Source organism: Pseudomonas sp. JV449 (assembly GCF_032424295.1).
GTDB lineage: Bacteria > Pseudomonadota > Gammaproteobacteria > Pseudomonadales > Pseudomonadaceae > Aquipseudomonas > Aquipseudomonas marginalis.
The window spans coordinates 1-25,560 of the sequence record NZ_VYKD01000008.1 but is presented as its reverse complement, the minus strand read 5'-3'; the positions used below and the strand labels follow the sequence as shown (position 1 = coordinate 25,560).

23 protein-coding genes and 4 tRNA genes are annotated in these 25,560 nt (G+C 60.6%); 15 read left to right on the top strand and 12 right to left on the bottom strand.

From position 1 onward, the window contains the following. Positions 1-77: 77 nt before the first annotated feature. From F6S08_RS10420 to F6S08_RS10395, 6 genes are all read left to right on the top strand, one after another. The gene (locus F6S08_RS10420) at positions 78-1,154 is read left to right on the top strand and encodes an ABC transporter substrate-binding protein (RefSeq protein WP_027607118.1); all 1,077 of its coding nucleotides are present in this window, start codon (positions 78-80) and stop codon (positions 1,152-1,154) included. A gap of 293 nt (positions 1,155-1,447) precedes the next feature. Beyond that, on the top strand, positions 1,448-2,254 hold the full coding sequence (locus tag F6S08_RS10415) for an alkaline phosphatase family protein (protein ID WP_074845084.1): 807 nt from the start codon (positions 1,448-1,450) through the stop codon (positions 2,252-2,254). Beyond that, positions 2,251-3,096, top strand: coding sequence for an ABC transporter permease (locus F6S08_RS10410; RefSeq protein WP_027607116.1), 846 nt, complete (start codon positions 2,251-2,253; stop codon positions 3,094-3,096). The genes F6S08_RS10415 and F6S08_RS10410 overlap by 4 nt, the downstream gene beginning before the upstream one ends. Further along, on the top strand, positions 3,083-3,883 hold the full coding sequence (locus F6S08_RS10405; RefSeq protein WP_315871556.1) for an ABC transporter permease: 801 nt from the start codon (positions 3,083-3,085) through the stop codon (positions 3,881-3,883). Before F6S08_RS10410 ends, F6S08_RS10405 begins: the two co-directional genes overlap by 14 nt. Next, positions 3,880-4,869, top strand: coding sequence for an ABC transporter ATP-binding protein (locus F6S08_RS10400; RefSeq protein WP_065924530.1), 990 nt, complete (start codon positions 3,880-3,882; stop codon positions 4,867-4,869). Before F6S08_RS10405 ends, F6S08_RS10400 begins: the two co-directional genes overlap by 4 nt. A gap of 30 nt (positions 4,870-4,899) precedes the next feature. Continuing rightward, positions 4,900-5,553 (top strand): HAD family hydrolase, encoded by a 654-nt coding sequence (locus F6S08_RS10395; RefSeq protein ID WP_065947286.1) that lies wholly within the window; start codon positions 4,900-4,902, stop codon positions 5,551-5,553. Positions 5,554-5,650: 97 nt separating this feature from the next. Here the strand turns inward: F6S08_RS10395 and F6S08_RS10390 are convergent, their stop codons facing one another. After that, entirely contained in the window at positions 5,651-6,613 is a 963-nt protein-coding gene (locus F6S08_RS10390) for a zinc-binding dehydrogenase (RefSeq protein WP_065924529.1), read from the bottom strand. Positions 6,614-6,751: 138 nt separating this feature from the next. Here F6S08_RS10390 and F6S08_RS10385 point away from each other — a divergent pair, with 138 nt between their 5' ends. Continuing rightward, positions 6,752-8,833 (top strand): carboxy terminal-processing peptidase, encoded by a 2,082-nt coding sequence (locus F6S08_RS10385; RefSeq protein WP_174562728.1) that lies wholly within the window; start codon positions 6,752-6,754, stop codon positions 8,831-8,833. Positions 8,834-8,951: 118 nt separating this feature from the next. Then, positions 8,952-10,721 carry a bifunctional diguanylate cyclase/phosphodiesterase gene (locus tag F6S08_RS10380; protein WP_043293707.1) on the top strand — a complete coding sequence of 590 codons (1,770 nt, stop codon included), beginning with the start codon at positions 8,952-8,954 and terminating at the stop codon, positions 10,719-10,721. On the opposite strand, the gene F6S08_RS10375 is transcribed toward F6S08_RS10380, so the two are convergent. The 4 genes from F6S08_RS10375 to F6S08_RS10360 all read right to left on the bottom strand — a co-directional run bounded on the left by F6S08_RS10375 (position 10,718) and on the right by F6S08_RS10360 (position 13,020). Next, complete coding sequence (locus F6S08_RS10375; RefSeq protein WP_005786715.1) at positions 10,718-11,089, bottom strand: hypothetical protein; 372 nt, start codon at positions 11,087-11,089, stop codon at positions 10,718-10,720. The two genes, F6S08_RS10380 and F6S08_RS10375, sit on opposite strands and share 4 nt — an antisense overlap. After that, complete coding sequence (locus tag F6S08_RS10370; RefSeq protein WP_065924556.1) at positions 11,086-11,424, bottom strand: multiprotein-bridging factor 1 family protein; 339 nt, start codon at positions 11,422-11,424, stop codon at positions 11,086-11,088. Before F6S08_RS10370 ends, F6S08_RS10375 begins: the two co-directional genes overlap by 4 nt. A 93-nt stretch (positions 11,425-11,517) precedes the next feature. Next, complete coding sequence (locus tag F6S08_RS10365; RefSeq protein WP_027607108.1) at positions 11,518-11,976, bottom strand: YkvA family protein; 459 nt, start codon at positions 11,974-11,976, stop codon at positions 11,518-11,520. 312 nt (positions 11,977-12,288) lie between these two features. Beyond that, on the bottom strand, positions 12,289-13,020 hold the full coding sequence (locus tag F6S08_RS10360) for an FKBP-type peptidyl-prolyl cis-trans isomerase (protein WP_012723274.1): 732 nt from the start codon (positions 13,018-13,020) through the stop codon (positions 12,289-12,291). A gap of 258 nt (positions 13,021-13,278) precedes the next feature. Here F6S08_RS10360 and F6S08_RS10355 point away from each other — a divergent pair, with 258 nt between their 5' ends. Next, positions 13,279-15,087, top strand: a complete 1,809-nt coding sequence (locus F6S08_RS10355) for a di-heme-cytochrome C peroxidase (RefSeq protein ID WP_315871555.1) — start codon at positions 13,279-13,281, stop codon at positions 15,085-15,087. Then, entirely contained in the window at positions 15,084-16,250 is a 1,167-nt protein-coding gene (locus tag F6S08_RS10350; protein ID WP_065924526.1) for a catalase family protein, read from the top strand. Before F6S08_RS10355 ends, F6S08_RS10350 begins: the two co-directional genes overlap by 4 nt. Before the next feature lie 337 nt (positions 16,251-16,587). Here F6S08_RS10350 and F6S08_RS10345 read toward each other — a convergent pair. The 4 genes from F6S08_RS10345 to F6S08_RS10330 all read right to left on the bottom strand — a co-directional run bounded on the left by F6S08_RS10345 (position 16,588) and on the right by F6S08_RS10330 (position 17,107). Then, positions 16,588-16,664, bottom strand: a tRNA-Asp gene (locus tag F6S08_RS10345). 19 nt (positions 16,665-16,683) lie between these two features. Further along, positions 16,684-16,759: transfer RNA gene (locus F6S08_RS10340), tRNA-Val, on the bottom strand. Between the two features lie 176 nt (positions 16,760-16,935). After that, positions 16,936-17,012, bottom strand: a tRNA-Asp gene (locus F6S08_RS10335). 19 nt (positions 17,013-17,031) lie between these two features. Next, a tRNA-Val gene (locus F6S08_RS10330) sits at positions 17,032-17,107 on the bottom strand. A gap of 159 nt (positions 17,108-17,266) precedes the next feature. On the opposite strand from F6S08_RS10330, the gene rdgC reads away from it, so the two are divergent. The 3 genes from rdgC to sugE all read left to right on the top strand — a co-directional run bounded on the left by rdgC (position 17,267) and on the right by sugE (position 19,666). Further along, entirely contained in the window at positions 17,267-18,187 is a 921-nt protein-coding gene (rdgC, locus tag F6S08_RS10325) for a recombination-associated protein RdgC (RefSeq protein WP_065939896.1), read from the top strand. Positions 18,188-18,278: 91 nt separating this feature from the next. Further along, the gene (locus F6S08_RS10320; RefSeq protein WP_065924524.1) at positions 18,279-19,244 is read left to right on the top strand and encodes a bile acid:sodium symporter family protein; all 966 of its coding nucleotides are present in this window, start codon (positions 18,279-18,281) and stop codon (positions 19,242-19,244) included. 107 nt (positions 19,245-19,351) lie between these two features. Continuing rightward, positions 19,352-19,666 carry a quaternary ammonium compound efflux SMR transporter SugE gene (gene sugE, locus F6S08_RS10315; protein ID WP_027607103.1) on the top strand — a complete coding sequence of 105 codons (315 nt, stop codon included), beginning with the start codon at positions 19,352-19,354 and terminating at the stop codon, positions 19,664-19,666. Positions 19,667-19,722: 56 nt separating this feature from the next. Here sugE and F6S08_RS10310 read toward each other — a convergent pair whose 3' ends face one another. The 3 genes from F6S08_RS10310 to F6S08_RS10300 form a co-directional block, all read right to left on the bottom strand. After that, positions 19,723-21,597, bottom strand: coding sequence for an MFS transporter (locus F6S08_RS10310; protein WP_315871554.1), 1,875 nt, complete (start codon positions 21,595-21,597; stop codon positions 19,723-19,725). Between the two features lie 57 nt (positions 21,598-21,654). Beyond that, complete coding sequence (locus tag F6S08_RS10305; protein ID WP_315871553.1) at positions 21,655-22,803, bottom strand: TDT family transporter; 1,149 nt, start codon at positions 22,801-22,803, stop codon at positions 21,655-21,657. A gap of 88 nt (positions 22,804-22,891) precedes the next feature. Continuing rightward, positions 22,892-24,091 carry an MFS transporter gene (locus tag F6S08_RS10300; protein ID WP_315871552.1) on the bottom strand — a complete coding sequence of 400 codons (1,200 nt, stop codon included), beginning with the start codon at positions 24,089-24,091 and terminating at the stop codon, positions 22,892-22,894. Positions 24,092-24,182: 91 nt separating this feature from the next. Between F6S08_RS10300 and F6S08_RS10295 the strand changes: the two genes are divergently transcribed. Further along, entirely contained in the window at positions 24,183-24,722 is a 540-nt protein-coding gene (locus F6S08_RS10295) for a TetR/AcrR family transcriptional regulator (protein ID WP_065947283.1), read from the top strand. 124 nt (positions 24,723-24,846) lie between these two features. Continuing rightward, on the top strand, positions 24,847-25,560 hold a 714-nt coding region (locus F6S08_RS10290; RefSeq protein ID WP_409999758.1), incomplete at its 3' end, for a helix-turn-helix domain-containing protein.

The window sequence follows — 25,560 nt, the reverse complement described above, 5'->3', positions numbered from 1 at the left end:
CTCAGGTATTGCTCTGACCTAGACCAACAACACCGTAGAAAACACCGCCGCGTTGAAAACGCCCAAAGGAGCTTCGGATGAAACAGCTTTTCCTGGCATCACTGTTAGGCTCGACCATTGCCATGTGCACCGCCGCCATGGCCGCTGATACCGATCTAAAAACCTTGGAAGCCGCCGCGAAGGCGGAAGGTGCCGTCAACAGCGTCGGCATGCCCGATGACTGGGCCAACTGGAAAGGCACCTGGGAAGACCTGGCCAAGACCTACGGCCTCAAGCACATCGACACCGACATGAGTTCGGCCCAGGAAATCGCCAAGTTCAAGGCCGAAAAAGACAACGCCAGCGCCGACATCGGCGACGTAGGCGCGGCCTTCGGCCCGATCGCGGTGAAGCAGGAAGTCACCCAGCCGTACAAACCGTCCAACTGGGCTTCGGTGCCGGATTGGGCGAAAGACAAGGACGGTCATTGGGCCCTGGCCTACACCGGCACCATCGCGTTCATCGTCAACAAGAAGCTGCTGCACGGTTCCGAAGTCCCTACCAGTTGGGCGGACCTGCAAACCGGCAAATACAAAGTCTCGGTGGGTGACGTGAGCACTGCGGCCCAGGCCTCCAACGCCGTACTCGCCGCCGCCATCGCCAATAAAGGCGATGAAAAGAACATCGCCCCCGGCCTGCAATTCTTCACCAAGATCGCCCAGCAAGGTCGCCTCGGCCTGTCCAACCCGACCATCGCCACCATGGAAAAAGGCGAAGTCGAAGTGGGTATCGTCTGGGACTTCAACGGCCTGAGCTACAAAGCCAAGATGGCCAACCCGGATGACTACGTGGTGCTGATCCCATCGGACGGTTCGGTGAAATCCGGCTACACCACCATCATCAACAAATACGCCAAGCACCCGAACGCCGCCAAGCTGACCCGCGAATACATCTTCAGCGACGCCGGCCAACTCAACCTGGCCCGTGGCAACGCACGTCCGATCCGTGCCGAAACCGACCTGAAGCTGCCGGCCGACATCGCCAAGAACCTGATCCCGGGCGAGCAGTACACCAAGGCCAACCCGCAGCCGATCAAGGATGCCGATGCCTGGGAAGCGACTTCCAAGAAGCTGCCACAGTTGTGGAACGAGCAGGTCATCGTAGAAATGAAGTAAGCCTGTCGCCCACATTGGAAATCCACTGGAGATCCAATGTGGGAGGGGGCAAGCCCTAATGCCAGTCAGTTAAGGCTTTTTGTAGGAGCGAGCTTGCTCGCGAAAAACTCACAGGCGCCGCGTTCATTCAGGAAGCACGCGTTATCGTTGACGTTTTTCGCGAGCAAGCTCGCTCCTACAGGAGGCGATGTACGCTTAACTGACTGGCATTAGGGCTTGCCCCCTCCCACACTTTTGACCTCGTTCCTCCAGGGGAATTGAGTCAAGTCTATTGCTGCGGAGCGCTCTCCCCCATGAAGCACACTGTCATCCTTGTCGTGCTCGACGGCCTGAACTTCGAGGTTGCCCGGCACGCCATGGGGCACTTGCAGGCCTATGTCGGCGCAGGACGCGCGGCCCTCTACAAGCTGGAATGTGAACTGCCCGCCCTGTCCCGCCCGCTGTACGAATGCATCCTCACCGGCGTGCCACCGATCCACAGCGGTATCGTGCACAACCAAGTCTCGCGCCTGTCCAACCAGCGCAGCATTTTCCATTACGCCACCGACGCCGGCCTTACCACCGCAGCGGCGGCTTACCATTGGGTCAGCGAGTTGTATAACCGCACGCCCTTTCTCGCCGCACGGGATCGTCATACCGACGACAAGACGCTGGCGATCCAGCACGGGCATTTCTACTGGAATGACCACTACCCGGATTCCCACCTGTTTGCCGACGCCGAAAGCCTGCGGCTCAAGCACGCGCCGGACTTCATGGTGGTGCACCCGATGAACATCGACGACGCCGGCCACAAACACGGCCTCGACACGCCGCAGTACCGCAACAGCGCACGCTCGGCCGACATCATCCTGGCCGACTACCTGCAAGCCTGGCTCGATGCCGGCTACCAGGTGCTGGTGACCGCCGACCACGGCATGAACAACGACCGCTCCCACAACGGCCTGCTGCCGGAAGAACGGGAAGTGCCACTGTTCGTGCTCGGCGATGCCTTCAGCCTGGACACCCACGCCGCACCGAAACAAACCGAGCTGTGCGGCACGGTCTGCGAACTGCTGGGCGTACCCCACGACAAACCTGTGTGCCGGGAGTTACTGAAGTGAGTTCAATATCCCGTGGCAAATGGCTGGCACTCCTGTGCCTGGTGCCTTTCGCGCTGTTCTTTATCGTGTTCGAAATCGCCCCGCTGGTATGGGTGCTGATCAATAGCCTGCAGACCGAAGACACTGGCTGGGGCCTGGACAACTTCACGCGCATCTTCAGTTCGAAGTTCTACCTGCAAGCCATCCAGTTCAGCCTGGAGATCAGCTTCTACTCGAGCATCTTCGGCATCATCATCGCCACGCTGGGCAGTTATTCCCTGCGCCGGGTGGATTCGCCGCTGCGCAACTTCGTCACCGCCTTCGCCAACATGACCAGCAACTTCGCCGGCGTGCCCCTGGCCTTCGCGTTCATCATCCTGCTGGGGTTCAACGGCAGCATCACCATCATGCTCAAGCAGGCCGGGATCATTCAGGACTTCAACCTGTACTCCAAGACCGGCCTGATCATCCTCTATACCTACTTCCAGATCCCCCTCGGCGTGTTGCTGCTCTACCCAGCCTTCGACGCACTGCGTGAAGACTGGCGTGAGTCGGCGGCCCTGCTCGGCGCCAATGGCTGGCAGTTCTGGCGACATATCGGCTTGCCGGTGCTCACCCCGGCGCTACTGGGCACGTTCGTGATCCTGCTGGCCAATGCCCTGGGTGCCTACGCGACGGTCTACGCCCTGACCACCGGGAACTTCAACGTGCTGCCGATTCGTATCGCCGGCCTCGTGTCGGGGGATGTATCCCTCGATCCAAACATGGCCAGCGCACTGGCCGTGGTGCTGGTGGCGCTGATGACCGTGGTCACCGTGGTCCATCAACTGCTGCTCAAGAGGAGCTACCATGTCTCGCGCTGAAGCCGGCCCGGCCTCCCTCTACCACCGCGTGGTGGTGTACCTGTTGTTCGCGATCCTGGTGCTGCCGCTGATCGGCACGTTCGTCTACTCCATTGCGAGCAGTTGGTCGGCAACCATTCTGCCGGCGGGCTTCACGGTGAAGTGGTATGTGCAGCTGTGGAGCGACCCACGCTTCCTGATGGCCTTCGGGCAATCGTTGCTGGTGTGCGTGGGTGCGTTGATCCTGTCGGTGGTGTTGATTCTGCCGCTGTTGTTCGTGGTGCATTACCACTTTCCCAGGCTCGACGCCTTGATGAACATCCTGATCCTGCTGCCCTTCGCGGTGCCGCCGGTGGTGTCGTCGGTGGGCCTGCTGCAACTGTACGGCTCCGGGCCGTTTGCGATGGTGGGCACGCCGTGGATCCTGATCGGCTGCTACTTCACCGTGGCGCTGCCATTCATGTACCGGGCGATCACCAACAACCTGCAAGCCATCAACCTGCGCGACCTGATGGACGCCTCGCAACTGCTCGGCGCCAGCACCTGGCAGGCCGCGCTCTTCGTGGTGCTGCCCAACCTGCGCAAAGGCCTGATGGTGGCGCTGCTGCTGTCGTTCTCGTTCCTGTTCGGTGAGTTCGTGTTCGCCAATATCCTCGTGGGCACTCGCTACGAAACCCTGCAGGTGTACCTGAACAACATGCGCAACAGCAGCGGCCACTTCACCAGCGCCGTCGTGATTTCCTATTTCTTCTTTGTGCTGGTGCTGACCTGGGCCGCCAATACCTTGAACAAGGACAAAAGCCAATGAGCTTCGTCAGCGTCCAACATCTGCAAAAAGGCTACGCCGGCACCCCGGTGTTCAGTGACATCAACTGCGAAATCGCCAAGGGTGAGTTCGTCACCCTGCTCGGCCCATCCGGTTGCGGCAAGTCCACCCTGCTGCGCTGCATCGCCGGCCTGACCGCAGTGGACAGTGGGAAAATCCTGCTGGACGGCCAGGACATCGTTCCGCTGAGCCCACAGAAACGCAACATCGGCATGGTGTTCCAGAGCTATGCGCTGTTCCCCAACATGACCGTGGAACAGAACGTCGCCTTCGGCCTGCGCATGCAAAAGGTCAACGCCGATGACAGCCACAAGCGCGTGCAGGAAGTGCTGCAACTGGTGGAACTCAAGGACCTGGCCGGCCGCTACCCGCACCAGATGTCCGGCGGCCAGTGCCAGCGGGTGGCCCTGGCCCGCTCCCTGGTCACCCGCCCGCGCCTGTTGCTGCTGGATGAGCCGCTGTCGGCGCTGGATGCACGGATTCGCAAGCACCTGCGCGAACAGATCCGCCAGATCCAGCGCGAACTGGGGTTGACCACGATCTTCGTGACCCATGACCAGGAAGAAGCCCTGACCATGTCGGACCGGATCTTCCTGATGAACCAGGGCAAGATCGTGCAAAGCGGCGATGCCGAGACCCTCTACACCGCACCGGTGGATGTATTCGCCGCCGGTTTCATCGGCAACTACAACCTGCTGGACGCCGACAAGGCCAGCCAGTTGCTGCAACGCCCGATCAGCGGGCGCATCGCGATTCGCCCGGAGGCCATCGAACTGAGCCGCAGCGGCGAACTCGACGCGCTGGTGCGCAGCCATAGCCTGCTGGGCAACGTGATTCGCTACCGCATCGAAGCCCGTGGCGTGGAATTGGTGGTGGACGTGCTCAACCGCTCGGCGGACGATCTGCACCCGGACGGCCAGCGCCTGGCACTTTCCATCGACCCCAGTGCGCTGTGTGAAGTAGCCTGAGCAGCAGTGAATCTTGAGAGAGCGTAACGGATGGCATTGGTAATTTTTGATTTGGACGACACCCTGATCCATGGCGACTGCGCCACCCTCTGGAGCGAACAGATGGGGCGCCTGGGCTGGGTCGACCCGGCGTCGTTCATGGGCAGGAACAACGAGCTGATGGACGCCTACAGCCGCGGCGAGCTGGCCATGGAAGACTTCATGGACTTCAGCCTGGAACCGATGATCGGCCGCACCCCGGAGGAAATCGAGCACCTGGTGGAGCCCTGGGTCGAGGATGTGATTGAACCGCTGATCTACAGCGACGCCACCAGGACCATCGCCCGCCATCGGGCGAATGGCGACCGGATCCTGGTAATCTCCGCCTCGGGGACCCACCTGGTGAAACCGATTGCGGCGCGTATCGGCATTGATGAGGTGCTGGGGATTGAGCTGGAAGTGAGTCATGGCGTGTACAGCGGCCGTACCGTGGGGGTACTGACCTACCGCGAAGGCAAGATCACGCGCTTGCTGGAATGGCTGGAGCAGGAAGGTGAGACATTGGCTGGCGCGTACTTCTATTCGGATTCACGCAATGATTTGCCGCTGTTGCTGAAGGTGGATCACCCGCAGGTGGTGAACCCGGACCCGGTATTACGCACCCACGCCGAAAAATCCGGCTGGCCAATCCACCACTGGGTCTGAGACCGCCTATCCCGACTTGAAATCCAATCAAAGGTGGGAGGGGCGGTGCGACGATTCGACTTGCCCCCTCCTACATCGACCCTATTCCAATCCGGGATCAGGTCAGGCTCTCGTCAATTACCAACACCAGCTTCCCGGCGATCTGGTTAGTCGCCAACTCCGCAAACGCCGCCTCGGCATCCTTGATCGGGAACGTCCTGGCCAATTGCGGGCTCAGGCGACCTTCGGCAAACAACGGCCATACATGCTGGCTCAGGTCGCTGAACAGGTCGGCCTTGAACTGATCGTCACGGCTGCGCAGGGTCGAACCCAGCAGTTGCACACGCTTGGCCAGCACCTGGGCCAGGTCCAGTTGCGCCTCGCGGCCGCCCATCAAGCCGATCAACACCCAGCGACCGTCCAGCGCCAGCAGCTTGAGGTCCAGCGCGGCGTAGTTGCCGCCGACCGGATCGAGGATCACATCGAATGGCCCGAAATCCCGCAGCCCTTCGATACCGTCAGTGCGTACTACGCCGCCCTGGGCGCCCAGGTCTTCACAGTAGGCCAGGCGCTGCGCCGAGCCGACGCTGACCCAGCACGGGCTGCCAAATGCCTTGCACAGCTGGATGGCCGCCGAGCCCACGCCACTGGCGCCGGCGTGCAGCAACACTTTCTCACCGGGCTTGAGGCCCGCCAGTTGGAACAGATTCAGCCACGCAGTGCTGTACACCTCCGGCAGCGCCGCCGCTTCAATCAGCGACAAACCTTCCGGCACCGGCAGCACATGACGTGCATCCACCACCACTTCTTCGGCCATGCCGCCACCGGCCAGCAACGCACAGACGCGATCGCCCACCTGCCAGGACGAACCCGGGCCCACTTCACTGATCACCCCGGAACACTCAAGTCCCAGTACGGCACTGGCGCCAGGCGGTGGCGGATAGAGCCCTGCACGCTGCAATAAATCGGCGCGATTAAGGCCCGCAGCCGCCACACGAATGCGAACTTGGCCTACATCACATGTAGGACTTGGTTCGTCCAACCACTCCACATGACCTTCAACGCCTTGCAATGCTTTCACAGTGCCTCCATAGTGAGTCTGGACTGAGCCCGTAGCAGTAGCGCCGGGCTTTTTGCATTATGCGACCGGCCCCTATGGAACCGGCAACTTCAAAGACGGCCTAATATGCGTTATCAATTGCCCCCGCGTCGAATCAGCATGAAGCATCTGTTCCCCAGCACCGCCCTCGCTCTTTTCATTGGTATCGGCTTCGCGTCGATGTCGACCAATACGTTCGCAGCCAACAGCTGGGACAACCTTCAGCCGGACCGCGATGAGGTGATTGCCAGCCTTAACGTCGTCGAGTTGCTCAAGCGTCATCACTACAGCAAGCCGCCGCTGGACGACGCGCGCTCGGTGATCATCTATGACAGCTACCTCAAGCTGCTGGACCCGTCGCGCAGCTACTTCCTGGCCAGCGATATCGCTGAGTTCGACAAGTGGAAGACGCAGTTCGACGACTTCCTCAAGAGCGGCGACCTGCAGCCCGGCTTCACCATCTACAAGCGCTACCTGGATCGCGTGAAAGCGCGTCTGGACTTCGCCCTGGGTGAGTTGGACAAGGGTGTCGACAAGCTCGACTTCACCCAGAAGGAAACCCTTCTGGTGGACCGCAAGGACGCGCCTTGGCTGACCAGCACCGCCGCCCTCGACGACCTCTGGCGCAAACGCGTCAAGGACGAAGTGCTGCGCCTGAAGATCGCCGGCAAAGAGCCCAAGGCTATCCAGGAGCTGTTGACCAAGCGCTACAAGAATCAACTGGCACGCCTGGACCAGACCCGTGCCGAAGATATCTTCCAGGCCTACATCAACACCTTCGCGATGTCCTACGATCCGCACACCAATTATCTGTCGCCAGATAACGCGGAAAACTTCGATATCAACATGAGTCTGTCCCTGGAAGGCATCGGTGCCGTCCTGCAAAGCGACAATGACCAGGTGAAGATCGTGCGCCTGGTGCCGGCCGGTCCGGCAGACAAGACCAAGCAGGTTGCGCCTGCCGACAAGATCATCGGTGTGGCCCAGGCCGACAAAGAGATGGTCGATGTGGTCGGTTGGCGCCTGGACGAAGTGGTCAAGCTGATCCGTGGGCCGAAAGGCAGCGTGGTGCGCCTGGAAGTGATTCCGCACACCAATGCACCGAACGACCAGACCAGCAAGATCGTGTCCATCACCCGTGAAGCGGTGAAGCTCGAAGACCAGGCCGTGCAGAAGAAAGTCCTCAACCTCAAGCAGGATGGCAAGGACTACAAGCTGGGGGTGATTGAAATCCCGGCCTTCTACCTGGACTTCAAGGCCTTCCGTGCCGGTGACCCGGACTACAAGTCCACCACCCGCGACGTGAAGAAAATCCTTACCGAGCTGCAGAAGGAAAAAGTCGACGGCGTGGTCATCGACCTGCGCAACAACGGCGGCGGTTCCCTGCAGGAAGCCACCGAGCTGACCAGCCTGTTTATCGACAAGGGCCCGACCGTGTTGGTACGCAACGCTGATGGCCGTGTCGACGTGCTCGAAGACGAGAACCCGGGTGCCTTCTACAAAGGCCCGATGGCGTTGCTGGTCAACCGTCTGTCGGCTTCGGCTTCGGAGATTTTCGCCGGCGCCATGCAGGACTACCACCGCGCGTTGATCATCGGCGGCCAGACCTTCGGCAAAGGCACCGTGCAGACCATCCAGCCGCTGAACCATGGCGAGCTCAAGCTGACGCTGGCCAAGTTCTACCGGGTTTCCGGGCAGAGCACCCAGCATCAGGGCGTACTGCCGGACATCGATTTCCCGTCGATCATCGACACCAAGGAAATCGGCGAAAGCGCCCTGCCGGAAGCCATGCCGTGGGACACCATCCGTCCTGCGATCAAGCCGGCCTCGGACCCGTTCAAGCCGTTCCTCGCGCAGTTGAAGGCTGACCACGATACCCGCTCCGCCAAGGATGCCGAGTTTGTGTTCATCCGCGACAAGCTGGCCCTGGCCAAGAAGTTGATGGAAGAAAAAACCGTCAGCCTCAATGAAGTGGACCGTCGTGCACAGCACTCCGACATCGAAAACAAGCAACTCGCCTTGGAAAACATCCGCCGCAAGGCCAAGGGCGAAGAACCCCTCAAGGAGCTGAAGAAAGAAGACGAGGATGCGCTGCCGACCGAAGCGGATAAAACCAAGCCGGAAGACGACGCTTACCTGGCCGAGAGCGGCCGGATCCTGCTGGACTACCTGAAAATCACCAAACAGGTGGCCAAGCAGTAAATGATGGCGATTTAATGTGATCGCTCCCTGGAGTGTCATCATATAGACATCATTCTGTCGTGAAATGAAGGACCGTCGGCGTAACGCCCACGGTCCTTTTTTTTCGATCGAGATCGCCATGACTATGACCGAACAGCTGAGTGCATTGGGCTCTATCCTGGCTCAAGGCAGTTTGCACAGCCTGTTCCAACCGATCATCTGCCTGTCAGAACGGCGCATCCTTGGCTACGAAGCCCTCAGCCGCGGCCCGTCGAACAGCCCGCTGCACTCCCCCATCGCGCTGTTCTCGGTGGCGCGCCATGCCGGTCGCCTCAGCGAACTGGAAATGGCCTGCCGCGAAAGCGCATGCCGCCGCTTCAGCGAGCAAAAGCTGCCGGGCAAGCTGTTCCTGAATGTCTCGCCCGAATCCTTGATGGAGACCGCTCATCAACCGGGCCGCACCCTGCAATTGCTGCGCGACTTCGGCATTCCGCCGAGCCAGGTGGTGATCGAACTCACCGAGCAGACCCCCACCGACGATTTCGACCTGCTGCAAACCGCCCTGCACCATTACCGCAACATGGGCTTTTCGATTGCCTTGGATGACTTGGGTGCCGGCTATTCCAGCCTGCGCTTGTGGTCGGAGCTGCGCCCGGATTATGTGAAGATCGACCGCCACTTTATCGACGGTATCCATCAGGATGCGCTCAAGCGTGAGTTTGTCGGCTCTATCCTGCAGATCGCCAGGGCCTCACGGGCCCAGGTGATCGCCGAGGGCATCGAATTGCCGGAAGAGCTGGCGGTATTGACGGAGATGGGCGTCGACCTGGTCCAGGGTTACCTGCTCTGCCGTCCACAGGAGCAGCCGCCACAGGAAGCGCGCCAGATGCTGCCCAAGCCCGATCAGGCCAATGTGGCCCTCAGCGAAGAAGCCGGCGACCTCAGCGCCCTGCTCAGCGAACAACCGGCGGTGGATCAGGACACCGCCACCGCCCAGGTGTTGGAGGCGTTCCGCCGCCAGGCCAACCTTAACTCCCTGGCGGTTCTGGATGGACGCGGCCACCCGGTGGGGATCGTGCACCGGCATTCACTCTCCGATGCGCTGCTCAAGCCGTTTGCCACCGACCTGTTTGCGCGCAAGCCCATCAGCCGGCTGATGAGTACGGATTTTCTGGCGGTAGAGTTGAGCCAGTCGCTGCAACAGGTCAGCCGCCTGCTGACCAGCCGCGCACGGCAACGTATCGAAGAAGATTTCATCATCACCCTCAATGGCGATTACCTCGGCCTGGGCCGGGTAATCGATGTACTCAAGCTGATCACCGAACTGAAAATCCAGCAGGCGCGCTATGCCAACCCGCTGACCCTGCTGCCCGGCAACGTGCCGATCCAGCAGTGCCTGACGCGACTGTTGCAGCAACAGCGAGAATCGGTGATCTGCTACGTGGATATCGACAGCTTCAAGCCGTTCAACGACATCTACGGCTACGGACGTGGGGATGAGGTGTTGCTGTGCCTGGCGCAGTGCCTGAACGACCGGGTCGACCCCAGCCGCGACTTTGTCGGGCACATCGGTGGCGATGACTTTCTGCTGGTATTGGGGCCACAGGATTGGCGCAAGCGGCTCAACCAGCTGCTGGACGATTTCCATACCCAGTGCAGGCGCTTCTACCGCGCCGAGCACCTCGACGCCGGCTGCTTCGTGGCGCTGAACCGCCAGGGCGTACGCCAGGAGTTTGCGTTGCTGTCACTGTCGATCGGGGTGGTGCATTTGTATCCACAGGCCTGTGGACAACTCGATGCCAGCCAGTTGGCGGAACTGGCCTCGCAGGCCAAGCACCATGCCAAGGATATGACCGGCTACAGCATCCATGTGATCGACAGCATGGACATGTTGCCCCAGGCACTTTAAGCCTCGGCAGACTCCGGATACTCGTATTCGAACACCCGCACCACTTCCGAGGCATGCCAGGAGGCGGCGGCCACACCATCGGAAGGCCCGCTGAAACGCCCCAGGCGCTCCACACACTCAAAGAACCCGGTACGCGGCAGGCGGCTGGCGCCCTGGCTGATCACCAGGGAGCTGCGCAACGGTTGCTCGGCCTTGGCGTCCAGCGCCGCCAGGTGCTCCAGGGCAGCGGCCAGGGTTTGCATCGCTGGCGTCGGAAATTGCAGGCGCTCCAACAGTGCTCGGTAGGTCAGCAGATGGCGCTGGCGGCGCGCCTGGTCCAGTTCGTTAAGTAACCCATCCCAATGTTGACGACTGATACGTAGGCTCAAGATTCATCCCTCCAACCTGCAACGCCTAATTCCCAGGCCAGGCTGCGGCGGATTGCGGCATCCGGCTGACGTTCACCACTTTCGATCAATCCTAGATACGAGGGGCTGATGCCCACGGTGCGGGCCAACGCTTCAATCGCCAGGCCCTTGGCTTCACGCAAGCCGCGCAGGTCTGCGAGCGGGCGCAGATCCTGGTCAGGTGCGGCGTGTGCAGTAGGAGAAGGCGTCGGTGAAGGCTGTTGCTGACCGGCGGCTTTTAGCAGCGCCTGGTACTGATCCCATGGCAACACCGCGTACTCGGGTTCGCCATTGCGTGAAATTATCTGAATATCCATGACCGCCCCGTAGGATAACTGCACTTACTGAGTAAGCTCTTTCCTTAGGAGTGTAATCCTAACAGCCACAAAGGTCGCAGGGGGATAGCCACGTCATCCGTTTTTTTGCGGGTTTTCCTTGGCCAGCAAGGCCGGGGTGGCAGGCAAACGCTCAACCACCGCGAGTTTTTCCGGGCGCTGTGCGTCACGCCAGGCGCGAAACGCGCTCAGTTCACCTTCCAGGGTCTTCATGACCCACGCCAGTACGGCGATGTCGTCGAGCATGCCGAACATGGGGATAAAGTCCGGGATCGCATCAATCGGGCTGAGGAAATACATCAACCCCGCCACCACAGAGATCAGCGCCTTGGGGCTGATGGCTCGGTACTCGCCACGCCAGTAGGCCAGGCACAGGGATTGAAGCAGCTTGAGATCATCCTTGAGCTTACCCAGGCGGTTGCCCTGGCTGGAGCCTTTGGCGGCGACAGCGAACAGCAGGGTCGGCAAACGTCCACGGCCCAGCAAGCGTGCCGCCATGGGCAGGAAACGGGTGAAATTGAAGGGTGGTTTCATCTGTCACTCCAGTTCCATCAAACAGAAAGGTTATCCACACAAATTGTGGATAACCTTGTGAACAGAGCCTGTTTTACCAGCTGAAAGCCACGGTCTACAAGGCTTCCAGTCAGATCGGGCGTTTTTTGCGCACATCAAAAAAACCCAAGAATTCATTGACTTGGCGCAGATGTGCCGATACCCGTACTCGAGTCTTACATCAGACTGTTACAGCGTACGGGCGTTCGATCGGATGTCTACAGGTACTGATTTTGAAAACCCCGAAAACAACAACGCCCCGTCAAGACGGGGCGTTGCGTGTTCAAGCGCCGATTACTTCTTGGCGGCAGGTGCAGCAGGGGCTTCAGCCTTGGCTGGGTCCTTGATGGCCAGCAGTTCCAGGTCGAATACCAGCACCGAGTTTGCCGGGATTGCCGGGCTCGGGCTCTGGGCGCCGTAGGCCAGGTCGGACGGGATGTACAACTCGACCTTCTCGCCTACGTGCATCAGTTGCAGGCCTTCGACCCAGCCAGGAATCACGCCGCTGACCGGCAGGTCAATCGGGCTGCCGCGATCCACGGAGCTGTCAAAGGTGGTGCCGTTGGTGAGCTTGCCGGTGTAGTGAACAGTCACCACGTCAGTTGGCTTAGGCTGTGGGCCGTCGGCTTTCTTGGTGATCTTGTACTGCAGGCCGGAAGCGGTGGTGACTACGCCGTCTTTCTTGGCGTTGTCTTCGAGGAATTTCTTGCCGGCGGCTGCCGACTCTTCGCTCATTTTGGTCATGCGTTCTTCAGCACGCTTCTGCAGTGCGGCAAACGCTTCAACCAGTTCGTCGTCTTTGAGCTTCTGCTCTTTCTTGCCGACGGCATCTTCGATGCCTTGGGCTACCGCTTTGGAATCCAGGTCATCCATGCCTTCCTGGGCAAGGCTTTTGCCCATGTTCAGGCCGATGCCGTAGGAAGCTTTCTGCGCCGGGGTTTTCAGCTCTACGCTGGTCTGCGAATCACAACCCGCAAGTACCAGGCTAACCAGGGCCACCGCCGCCGCCAACCGATGCTGTTTCATGCTATTTCCTTGTTCATGCGCCAAAAGGGCATTCGAATAAAGTCGCGAGCTTATCAGGCGGCCACGACCAATGGCTACCGGCATGTGAGCAGGAAACTTCCGATAAGTTCACGTGTTTAAAAGCATTTTCATTCATTATGGGAGCCCGCGACGGATCGCGGGACCGCCTCTCATCTGACTCATGGCCACTTGCCGCACCCGTGGCGTAATGGCATAACAACGCGACCACTCGACAAGGCCGAGACAAGGATAGCCATCTTGCGCATTTTTTCCCGTGTTTTACTGCTGATACTCATCGCGCTGGGCCTGATCCTGGCCGTGGTGCTGTACTACACCGTCAACCCCAGGCTGCCCGACTACGTGCCGGTGGAACAGGTGCGCTACCAGGACCAATGGAGTGCCGCCGACCGCCAGACCTATTACTTCACGCCCCAGGGCACCCAAGTAAAAGGCCTGCACTACAACTGGTTCACCGCCCTGGAACTGCCGTTCTCCGAGCGGCGTTTTGCCACGCCGGAGTACCTGGCGCGCTTCGGTTTCCTGGTGGACCCCAAGCAGGTACCCACCACGCAAAACCCCGGCAACCTGCCCGTGGGCTTCGCCCGGCACAAAAACGCCGACAGCAACGTCGAGTACCTGGATATTACCTGCGCCGCCTGCCATACCGGCGAATTACACTTCAAGGGCCAGGCCCTGCGTATCGACGGCGGCTCGGCCCAACACGTACTGCCTTCCAGCGTACCCACCTTGCGCGGTGGCAGTTTCGGCCAGGCCCTGGTCGCCAGCCTCGCCGCCACCTACTACAACCCCTGGAAATTCGAGCGGTTTGCCCGCCAGGTGCTGGGGGATCGCTACGACGCCGAGCACAGCCAGTTGCGCGAGGACTTCAAACAGTCGCTGAACCAGTTCCTCAAGGTCGCCTGGAACGACACCCACCGCGGCCTCTACCCCACCGAAGAGGGACCAGGCCGCACCGACGCCTTTGGCCGAATCGCCAATGCCAGCTTTGGCGATGCCATTTCGCCAGACAACTACCGCGTCGCCAATGCGCCGGTGGACTACCCGCAGCTGTGGGACATCTGGACCTTCGACTGGGTGCAATGGAACGGCTCGGCCCAGCAACCCATGGCGCGCAATATCGGTGAAGCCCTCGGTGTAGGCGCGACATTGAGCTTTTTCGACGCCGCCGGCCAACCGCTTCAGGGCGATGCGCGCTACCCGTCGAGCGTCAGGGTGCGTGACCTCAACCGGATCGAAGAAACCCTGCAACGCCTCAAACCACCGACCTGGCCCGAGGACTTGTTCGGCCCCGTCGACAAGCCCCTCGCCGCCCAGGGCCGCGGGCTGTTCGCCGAGAACTGCGCCGGCTGCCATGTACCGGCCGTCACCGAGGAAAATGGCCGCCCGGTGCAGCAGCTGAAAATGCTGCCGGTGGAGTACATCGGCACCGACCCCGGCACCGCCAGCAACATTGCCGACCAGCGCTATGACCTCAGTGCCCTGCAGTGGGACCCGGCGGAACTGGCCAAGCTCAATGTCGAACTGCACCCCACCCCCACCGAGCCGCTGGACCTGAAGAAAATGTCCGTGGCCAAGGGCCTGGCCTACGTCACCGCCTTCGTCGAAGATCACGCCTACCGCGCCGCCGGCGTCACCGCGGCCGAGCGCCCGCGCCTGGATGGCTACGGCCTGCCCATTGGCGTGCGCGAGTTGCGTGCCTACAAGGCCCGCCCGCTGGCCGGTGTGTGGGCGACCCCGCCGTTCCTGCACAACGGCTCGGTGCCGACGATCTACCAGTTGCTCTCGCCTCAGGATGAACGCAGCACCACCTTCTATAAAGGCACCTTCAACTACGACCCGCGTCACCTGGGCTTTGAGACCGCAGCGTTCAAGAATGCCTTCCTGTTCGATACCAAACTCACCGGCAACCACAACAGCGGCCACGAATTCCGTGCCGGCAAGCGTGGCAATGGCGTTATCGGCCGCAGCTTGCTGCCGCAGGAACGCTGGGCACTGCTGGAATACCTCAAAGTGCTGGGCGGCCCGCTGGAGCAACAACTGCCATGATGATCCGATCTCGATACGACCAACCTTCCCTGCTCGCCCGCCTGTGGCTGGGCCTTGGCCGGTTTCTCGGCAAGACCCTGTTGTGGCTGGTGGGCCTCGGCCTGCTCGGCTGGCTGGCGAGCACGGCCTGGTTTGCCTGGCAGCACAGCGGACCGGTGTCGCCGGACGAGCAGATCCCTGCGGGTGAAGCGGCAATGACCCAGGGCATTATCCAGACCGCCGTGCGCATCGTTGACCAGCATCGCGAAGGCACGCGCTACCTGCGCGATGCCCACGCCAAGGCCCATGGTTGCGTGAAAGCCGAAGTCAGTGTGCTGGCCGATCTCGACCCGGCGTTGCGCCAGGGCGTATTTGCCGAACCAGGCAAGACCTGGCAGGCCATGATGCGCTTGTCCAACGGCAACGCCTACCCGCAGTTCGACAGCATCCGCGATGCCCGGGGCATGGCGCTCAAGCTGTTGGATGTGCCGGGCAAACAATTGCTCGCCGACCAGCAGGCCCGCACGGAACAGGACTTCGTGATGTTCAGCCACCCGAATTTCTTTGTCAGCGATGTGGCGGAGTACGCGCAGAACATCGGCGCCCAGGCGGATGGCAAGAAAGTCCTGGCGTTCTTCCCCAAGGCCGACCCGCGCAGTTGGCAGGTGCGTCACCTGTTTATCGCCCTGGCAACCCTGGCACCCGCACCGGCCAGCCCGACACAGACCACCTATTTTTCGGTATCGCCCTACAAGTTCGGCGCGGCCAATGCCAAGTTCCGTGTGGCGCCCGACCCACAGAGCTGCCCGGAATACGCCCTGCCCAAGCAGAACCAGGACCTGCCGAACTTCCTGCGCAGTGCCTTGAGCCAGCAGCTGTCCACCGACCGCGTGCCGGCATGTTTCGTGTTGCAGATCCAGCGGCAGAACCCGCAGAAATTCATGCCGATCGAAGACACCAGCATCGAGTGGAAGGAGAGCGATGCGCCCTACGAGAGCGTAGCCAAGGTGCGGATCCCGGCCCAGGATTTCGATACGCCCGAGCAGAACCTGGCGTGCGACAACCAGTCGTTCAACCCATGGTTTGGCGTAGCCGAGCATCGGCCCATCGGTGGCATCAATCGCTTGCGCAAGGCGGTGTATGAAGCGGTCAGCGATTACCGCCACAGCCGCAACGCCCCGTAAAGACTGCGTAACAATGGGCCCGGCGTCGTAAGGATTGCGTCGGGTCTATTGAGGCGCTTTCGCCGTAACTCTACCGTGGACGCCTACTCCATCACGTAGGAAGCCCATCGTGGAAAGCTCAACCCTAGGCATGATCGTCCTGACCATAATAGCCGTGTTCGGCACTGCGTCTTTTTGCTTCGAGCACTTGACCACGCGCCAGCCACGCAAGAAAAAGGTCAGGTAGCGTCAGCGCAAAGGCAAGGCGCAGAAAGGTCAAATCGCAGGCAAAAAAAACCCGCTCAATGAGCGGGATTTCTGTGGTGACCTGGCGTTCAGTGGGCCAGGTGACCGAATATGGCGCAGCGGACGGGACTCGAACCCGCGACCCCCGGCGTGACAGGCCGGTATTCTAACCGACTGAACTACCGCTGCGCGTAACACGTGAAGCGAATGGTGGGTGATGACGGGATCGAACCGCCGACCCTCTGCTTGTAAGGCAGATGCTCTCCCAGCTGAGCTAATCACCCTTCGTTTCGGTGTGGGCGCATCATACACCAAAAAATCGTAATGTCTTGATTTAAATGCAATTTATTCAAAAAAAGTTCATCGTACGATTTTTTGCCATATTCCGGACAGCAAAAAGCCCGCGATCAGGCGGGCTTTCTGTGGTGACCTGGCGTTCAGCGTTCCAGGCTACCGAATATGGCGCAGCGGACGGGACTCGAACCCGCGACCCCCGGCGTGACAGGCCGGTATTCTAACCGACTGAACTACCGCTGCGCGTAACACATGAAGCGAATGGTGGGTGATGACGGGATCGAACCGCCGACCCTCTGCTTGTAAGGCAGATGCTCTCCCAGCTGAGCTAATCACCCTTCGTCTCGGTGTGGCGCGCATTCTACGGAGCGACCTTGGGTCTGGCAAGCACTTTCTTAAATCTTTTTTTTGAGGCCTTCCAATGGCTTAGGCAGGGTTGGCCTGGGGCGCTATCAAGAGAATAATGCCCCCCTTTGTATAAAGGAGAGACTCACCCCATGTGGTTCAAGAACCTGCTTATCTATCGCCTGACCCAAGATCTGCCTGTTGATGCCGAGGCGTTGGAAGCGGCCATGGCCACCAAACTGGCGCGCCCTTGTGCAAGCCAGGAGTTGACCACCTACGGTTTCGTCGCGCCTTTCGGTAAAGGCGAGGACGCTCCCCTGGTTCACGTCAGCGGTGACTTCCTGCTGATCGCCGCCCGCAAGGAAGAACGCATCCTGCCGGGTAGCGTGGTGCGTGACGCACTGAAAGAGAAAGTCGAAGAGATCGAAGCCGAGCAAATGCGCAAGGTCTATAAAAAGGAACGCGACCAGATCAAGGATGAAATCATCCAGGCCTTCCTGCCCCGCGCCTTTATTCGTCGTTCGTCGACCTTTGCCGCCATCGCGCCGAAACAGGGCCTGATCCTGGTGAACTCCGCCAGCCCGAAACGCGCCGAAGACCTGCTCTCCACCCTGCGGGAAGTGATCGGCACCCTGCCGGTTCGCCCACTCACCGTGAAGACCGCGCCCACGGCCATCATGACCGACTGGGTCACCACCCAGAAACCGGCCGCTGACTTCTTCGTCCTCGACGAATGCGAACTGCGCGACACCCACGAAGACGGCGGCATTGTGCGTTGCAAGCGCCAGGACCTGACCGGCGAAGAAATCCAGTTGCACCTGACCACCGGCAAAGTCGTGACCCAATTGTCCCTGGCCTGGCAGGACAAGCTGTCCTTCATGCTCGACGACAAGATGACCGTCAAGCGCCTGAAGTTCGAAGACCTGCTGCAAGACCAGGCGGAACAGGACGGTGGTGAAGAGGCCCTGGGTCAACTGGACGCCAGCTTCACGCTGATGATGCTGACCTTCGGTGACTTCCTGCCGGCGCTGATCGAAGCACTTGGCGGCGAAGAAACCCCGCAAGGTATCTAAGCCATTTGAAGATCAAATTGTGGGAGGGGAATTGCCCCTCACACATTTGATCGCATTTGCACTTCAAGAATCTAATAACAAGGACACCCCCATGCGCGCACTCGCCGCCTTGAGCCGCTTCGTCGGCAATACCTTCGCCTACTGGGTGTTGATCTTCGCCGTTGTCGCGTTCCTCGAGCCCAGCTGGTTCATCGGCCTGAAAAGCGCCATCGTCCCGCTGCTGGGCCTGGTGATGTTCGGCATGGGGCTGACCCTCAAACTTGAAGACTTCGCCGAAGTCGCTCGCCACCCGTGGCGCGTGGCTCTGGGCGTGGTCGCGCATTTCGTGATCATGCCGGGGGTGGCCTGGCTGCTGTGCCAGGCCTTTCACCTGCCGCCGGAAATTGCCGTCGGCGTGATCCTGGTCGGTTGCTGCCCAAGCGGCACCTCCTCCAACGTGATGACCTGGCTGGCCCGTGGCGACCTGGCGCTGTCGGTGGCCATCGCTGCCGTCACCACCCTCCTCGCCCCGCTGCTCACCCCGGCGCTGATCTGGCTGTTGGCCTCGGCCTGGTTGCCGGTGTCGTTCATGGAGTTGTTCTGGTCGATCCTGCAAGTGGTGCTGCTGCCGATCGTGCTCGGCGTGGTCGCGCAACGCGTGCTCGGCGAGCGGGTCCGCCATGCGGTGGACGTGCTGCCCCTGGTGTCGGTGGTCAGCATTGTGATCATCGTCGCCGCGGTAGTGGCTGCCAGCCAGGCGAAAATTGCCGAATCGGGCCTGCTGATCATGGCTGTGGTGATGCTGCACAACAGCTTCGGCTACCTGCTGGGCTACTTCACCGGCCGCGTGTTCAAGTTGCCATTGGCCCAACGCAAGTCGTTGGCGCTGGAAGTGGGCATGCAGAACTCAGGGCTGGGCGCCGCCTTGGCCAGTGCGCACTTTTCGCCGTTGGCGGCAGTGCCCAGTGCGTTGTTCAGTGTCTGGCACAATATTTCCGGGGCATTGCTGTCGACGTATTTCCGCCGCATGAGCGAGAAGGAAGACCGCCGCGTAATGGAGAACACGCCGCAAACTTGATCGCATGATCAATTTTCGGCACTCTACCGAGCTTCGCGGGGACGACCTCGCGACGCTGTCGAGGCGCACAATCCGGGGACGACCCCGCCTATGGAAGCGAGGTCATCATGTCCTGGATCATTCTGTTTTTTGCCGGCTTGTTCGAAGTCGGCTGGGCCGTCGGCCTGAAGTACACCGACGGTTTCAGCAAGCCACTGCCCACGGCCCTGACGATTGCAGCCATGGCTATCAGCCTCGGCCTGCTGGGGCTGGCCATGAAAGAACTGCCCCTGGGCACCGCCTATGCCATCTGGACCGGCGTGGGTGCGGTGGGCACCGTGATTGCCGGGATTGTCCTGTTCGGGGAGTCCATGGCGTTGTTTCGATTGGCCAGTGTGGCGTTGATCATTTGCGGGCTTGTTGGGCTTAAGATCAGCGCTTAGGCCGCTACCGCCATCGGGGGCAAGCCCCCGATGAGTCCGGAACATCCAGCACAGAACTACCTGACACTCCCCCGCAAAACACCCACCACCGCCTGCAACTGCGCAGGCGTAGCCGCCCCCACGGCAACAGGCTCACCCGCCACCAATACCACCCGCGACCAGATCCGATGAAAGAAGCCCTTGTGCGGATCGCGGCTGAAGAAACTCCCCCACAGCCCCTGCAACGCCATCGGAATCACCGGCACCGGTGTCTCTTCCAGGATGCGCGTCACCCCACCACGGAACTCATTCATCTCGCCATCCGCCGTCAATTTGCCTTCCGGGAAGATACACACCAACTCCCCGTCCTTCAGGTACTGGGCAATGCGCGTGAAGGCCTTTTCGTAGATCTGGATATCTTCATTGCGCCCGGCAATCGGAATCGCCCCGGCGGTGCGGAAGATAAAGTTCAGCACCGGCAAACGGTAGATCTTGTAGTACATGACAAAGCGAATCGGCCGACGCACCGCGCCACCGATCAACAACGCATCGACAAACGACACGTGATTGCACACCAGCAACGCTGCGCCTTCGTCCGGGATCAGGTCGAGGTTGCGATGCTCCACGCGGTACATGGAGTGGCTGAGCAGCCAGATCATGAAGCGCATGGTGAACTCGGGGACGATCTTGAAGATGTAGGCGTTGACCGCGATGTTGAGCAGCGACACCACCAAGAACAACTCCGGGATCGACAGCTTGGCCACGCTCAGCAGCAGGATCGACACGATCGCCGATACCACCATGAACAGCGCATTGAGAATGTTGTTGGCGGCGATCACCCGCGCCCGCTCGTTCTCGGCGGTACGCGACTGGATCAGCGCGTACAGCGGCACGATATAGAAGCCGCCGAACACACCCAGGCCAAGGATATCGAACAACACCCACCAGGCTTGGCCGTAGCTGAGCACCGCGAGCCAATCGTTGGCCTGGACGTTCTGCGGGAAACCGCCGGAATGCCACCACAGCAGCAGGCCGAACACCGTCAGGCCGAACGAGCCAAACGGTACCAGGCCGATTTCCACCTTACGCCCGGAGAGTTTTTCGCAGAGCATCGAGCCCAGGGCGATGCCCACCGAGAACACGGTGAGGATCAGGGTGACCACGGTTTCATCGCCGTACAACCACTCCTTGGCGTAGGCCGGGATCTGCGTCAGGTAGATCGCGCCGACAAACCAGAACCACGAGTTACCGACAATCGAGCGCGACACCGCGGGCGTCTGCCCCAGGCCCATGCGCAGCGTGGCCCAGGACTGGGTGAAGATATTCCAATCCAGGCGCAGTTGCGGCGTGGATGCGGCAGCCCGTGGAATGCTGCGGCTGGCCAGGTAACCCAGCACCGCCACGCCGACAATCGCCACCGCCACGATCGACGCGTAATGGGTGGACGACATCATGATACCGGCGCCAATGGTGCCGGCCAGGATGGCCAGGAACGTACCCATCTCCACCAGGCCGTTGCCACCTACCAGCTCATCTTCGTGCAGGGCCTGGGGCATGATCGAGTACTTCACCGGACCGAACAGCGCCGAATGGGTACCCATGGCAAACAACGCCAGCAGCATCAATTCCAAATGGTTGAACAGGAAGCCTGTGGCACCGACGGCCATGATCACGATCTCGCCGATCTTGATCGCACGGATCAACGCATCCTTGTTGAATTTTTCGCCAAACTGCCCGGCCAGCGCCGAAAACAGGAAGAACGGCAGGATAAACAGCAAGGCGCACAGGTTGACCCAAATGCTGCGGTCACCGTCGATGATGAGCTTGTAGAGAATCGCCAGGATCAGCGATTGCTTGAAGATGTTGTCGTTGAAAGCGCCCAGCAACTGGGTGATGAAAAACGGCAGGAAGCGCCGTGTGCGCAGCAAGGTGAATTGTGAGGGGTGGCTCATCGTCCGTGTTCCTGCGTGGCCTAATAGTTATCAGGCCACGACTTTACCTAACTCCGCTTACTTATTCCCTAGTCCTGCAATGCACGGCGAAACAAAAAGCTCTCCCTTATAGGCGCCCTGCACGGTGCGCTTGGCCACGATCAGCCACATCAGCGCCAACGCCACCACCAGCAGGCTACCGAAGGCGCTGAAGAAGCCCAGGTGCAGCAGGCTCGCCAACTTCAGCGTGGCCAGGGCGTACACCCCCAATGGGAAGGTAAAGCCCCACCAACCGAGGTTGAACGGGATACCGCCGCGCAGGTAACGCAGGGTGATCAATACCGCGATCAGCATCCACCACAAGCCGAAGCCCCACAGGGTGATGCCTGCGACCAGGCCGAGCCCATGGGCTATTTCACCCACGCCGGACAAGCCATTGGCGGCAAAGATCGCCGGAGCATCGCCGCCCAGCAACAACATGCCCAGGGCACCGGTACCGATCGGGCCCAGCGCCAGCCAGCTCGACGCCGCCATGTTGGCGTGGGGCAGTTTGTGCAGGGCCATGCGCAACATCAGGATGGTCAGGATGCTGAACGCCACCGGCAGGGAAAACGCCCACAACACGTAGCTGGTCACCAGCATCACCAGTTGCGAATGAGCGTCCGCCAGGTGCGGCGCGAGCAAGCCGCCGCTGGCTGCGGCGACTTCGGCCGCCACCACCGGCAGCAACCAGACCGCAGTCATCTGATCGATGCTGTGTTCCTGGCGGGTGAACATCATGAAGGGAATCAGCACACCGCAGGCCAGGGCCATCGCCACATCCAGCCACCACAGGGCTTCGGCCAACGCAATCACATCGGCGCCCCAACGCGGCAGGCCAAACAGCAGCAAGCCATTGAGAATGGTCGCCAGGCCCATGGGGATGGTGCCGAAGAACATCGAGACCGTGGAGTGCCCGAAAATCCGCCGCGCCTCGTGGAAAAACATCACCCAGCGCGCGGTATACAGGGCACTGAACAGAATGAACAGACCAATGGTGAACCACCACAGTGCTTCGGCAATGGCCTGCACACCTGGCAGGTTGACCGGCCATTGCGCCAGGGCCAGCGCCAGCACACCGGTGCCCATGGTCGCGGCGAACCAGTTGGGGGTGAATTGGCGAATCACTTCCCGAGGCCGGGTCAGGTGACTGAAGGGTTTGTAGCTGATGGTCGTCGAGCAGTTCATGATGGCAATCCTCTTCCTCGCATGAGGTTGAGGCCATGGTAGAACCTGATCGAATATCTATATAACGGGTAATATCTCTAACTGTTATCTACTTTACAGATATGCAGGCCGCCTTGGATTTTGCCGAATCCTGCAGCAGCAAGGCGACCAACGCCCCGAGGGCCAGCAGGATCAGTACAGCGCCGTAACCGTCGGTGGTGACGATCAGGCCAAAGCTGCGAATCAGGTTGCCCGCCAGCAGCGAAGGTAAGCAGAACGCCAAATAACTCAGCACATAGAATGCCGACATCAAGCCTGCCCGTTCATGGGGCAAAGCCAGCGGCACCACACTGCGCAATGCGCCGAGAAAGCCGGCGCCGAAGCCGCTGCCGGCGATCAATGTGGCGATAAAAAACAGCGGCAGGCTGGCGCTGTGCACCGCCGTAAGGATCAGCGCCACCCCCACCGCCAGCAGCGTCGCGCCCAGGCGCAGCACCTTGCTGGCCGGGCGATTGCGCAGGGTGAAGATCATCAGCGCGCCACTCAACGTCAGCACCGCCACCAGGCCGCCACCGATAAGGTTCGATGTAGAGCCTGTCGCCGCCCGTACCAGCGACGGCGCCAGGGACAGGTAAAAGCCCCCCATCGCCCACACCGCCACGTCCACCGGCAATGACAGCCACAACGCGCGACGCGCCTGGGGCGGCACATGCAGCGTGGGGCGCAGCGAGGCCAGTGCACCGGGAATACGATCAACGGTTTCCGGCAGGCGCCACACATACAGCGCCTGCATCAGCATCAGCGCCAGCAGCGTCCAGTAGATCAACTGCGTCGGCAGTGGCGCGAACTCCGCCAGCACGCTGCTGCCCATCGCACCGCACGCCATGCCCAGCAGCGGCGCCACGCTGTTGACCAGCGGGCCCTGCTGGCGGTCGGTGTCGAGCAAGGCCGCGCCCAGCACCGCCGTGGCCATGCCGGTGGCAAACCCCTGTACGGTACGCGCAGCGATCAGCCAGGCCACGCTGCCTTCATTGATAAACAGCAGCATCGCCAACATATTCAGGACCAACGCCGTAAAAATCACTGGCCTGCGTCCCAGGTGGTCCGACAGCGCGCCCACGGTCAACAGCGCCGCCAACAGGCTCAGGGCGTACACGCCAAAGATCAGCGTGAGCGTGCCCGCCGAAAAATGCAGCCCCTCCTGGTACAGGTGATACAACGGAGTCGGCGCACTGGAAGCGGCGAGAAACGTCAGCAACGTGACCGCGAGGAACACCAGGCTGGAACGATGAGAAGTGAGGCTGGACATGGGCACGCTCCGCTAAAGCTAATTTTTTGCTTTTGCGGAGTGTGCTACTCGCCGGCGCTTAAAGCAAATTCTTTGTGTTAAGGTCACACGCATGGCGATAAAAGAAGGCCTCCGCCCGGGGGGCCGCAGTGCCCGGGTACAGGAATCGGTCCATTCGGCCGTGCGTGAATTGCTCGAAACCCATGAGCGCTCCAGTGTCACGGTGCCGATGATTGCCGCGCGCGCAGGCGTAACGCCCTCGACCATCTATCGGCGCTGGGGCGACCTCTCGGTGCTGCTGGCGGATGTGGCCCTGGCGCGTATGCGCCCCGACAGCGAGCCCGCCAACACCGGCAGCCTGCGTGGCGACTTGCGGGCGTGGGCCGAGCAATACCTGGATGAGATGAGTTCGGAGCCGGGCCGCAACATGATGCGCGACCTGCAATGCAGGGGGACGCCGGGCTACTGCGTGAGCATCTTGAGTGGGCAGCTTCAGGCGATTGTCGACCGTTATCCGCACCAGTCGCCACCGAGCGTGGACCACTTGATCAATCTGCTGGCAGCGCCGACGGTGTTTCGTATTCTGTTCTCAAGCGCACCGCTGAACGTTGAAGAACTGCACACGCTGATCGAGCTGGCACTGAAAGCCTGAAGACCTGACACAAAAACCAAATGTGGGAGGGGGCTTGCCCCGGTACAAACCGGGGACATCGTTTACATTTCTAACCGGGGACATGGTTTACAGGCTAATACGCATGATCAGGAGGTAACTGATCATGCCCTGGAACCAAGAGTCCCCCATGAATCAAAGAATCAAGCTGGTAGCTGATTGGCTTTCTGGCAACTTCACCAAAAGCCAGTTGGCACGCCGCTTTGACGTTAGCCGACCTACCGTCGATAAGTGGATTGCCCGGCACGACGGCGATTTGAGGTCTTTATCCGAACTGTCCCGGCGACCTCACAACAGCCCAAATAAAACCGACGACGAGATTTTGGCCCGTGTAGTCGCGATGAAGGAGGCTCACGATAAATGGGGGCCGAAAAAGCTTCTCGAGCTATTACGGCTGGAAGATCCCTCCGTCACCTGGCCCTCTCCAAGTACGGCCGGTCAATGGCTTGACCGACTTGGGCTCGTCAAAAAGCGGCGCTTCAAACGCCGACACAGCATTTCCCACGCACAAATGCGAAAGGCCGACGAACCTAACAAGACGTGGTGTGCTGACTACAAAGGGCAGTTCAAGATGCTTAATGCTCAGATGTGCTTCCCTTTGACCGTCACAGACCATGCGTCGCGGCTGATTTTAGCGTGCAGGGCCCATCCCAAGATCATGACTCAGCCTGTAAAACAGGCCTTTGAGAGGCTTTTTCAGGAGTACGGCATGCCGGAAGTTATCCGTTCGGACAACGGGGTACCGTTCGCCTCTCCTGGCCTGGCAAGAATATCCACACTGGCAGTTTGGTGGATTCGGCTGGGTATTTATCCCGAGCGA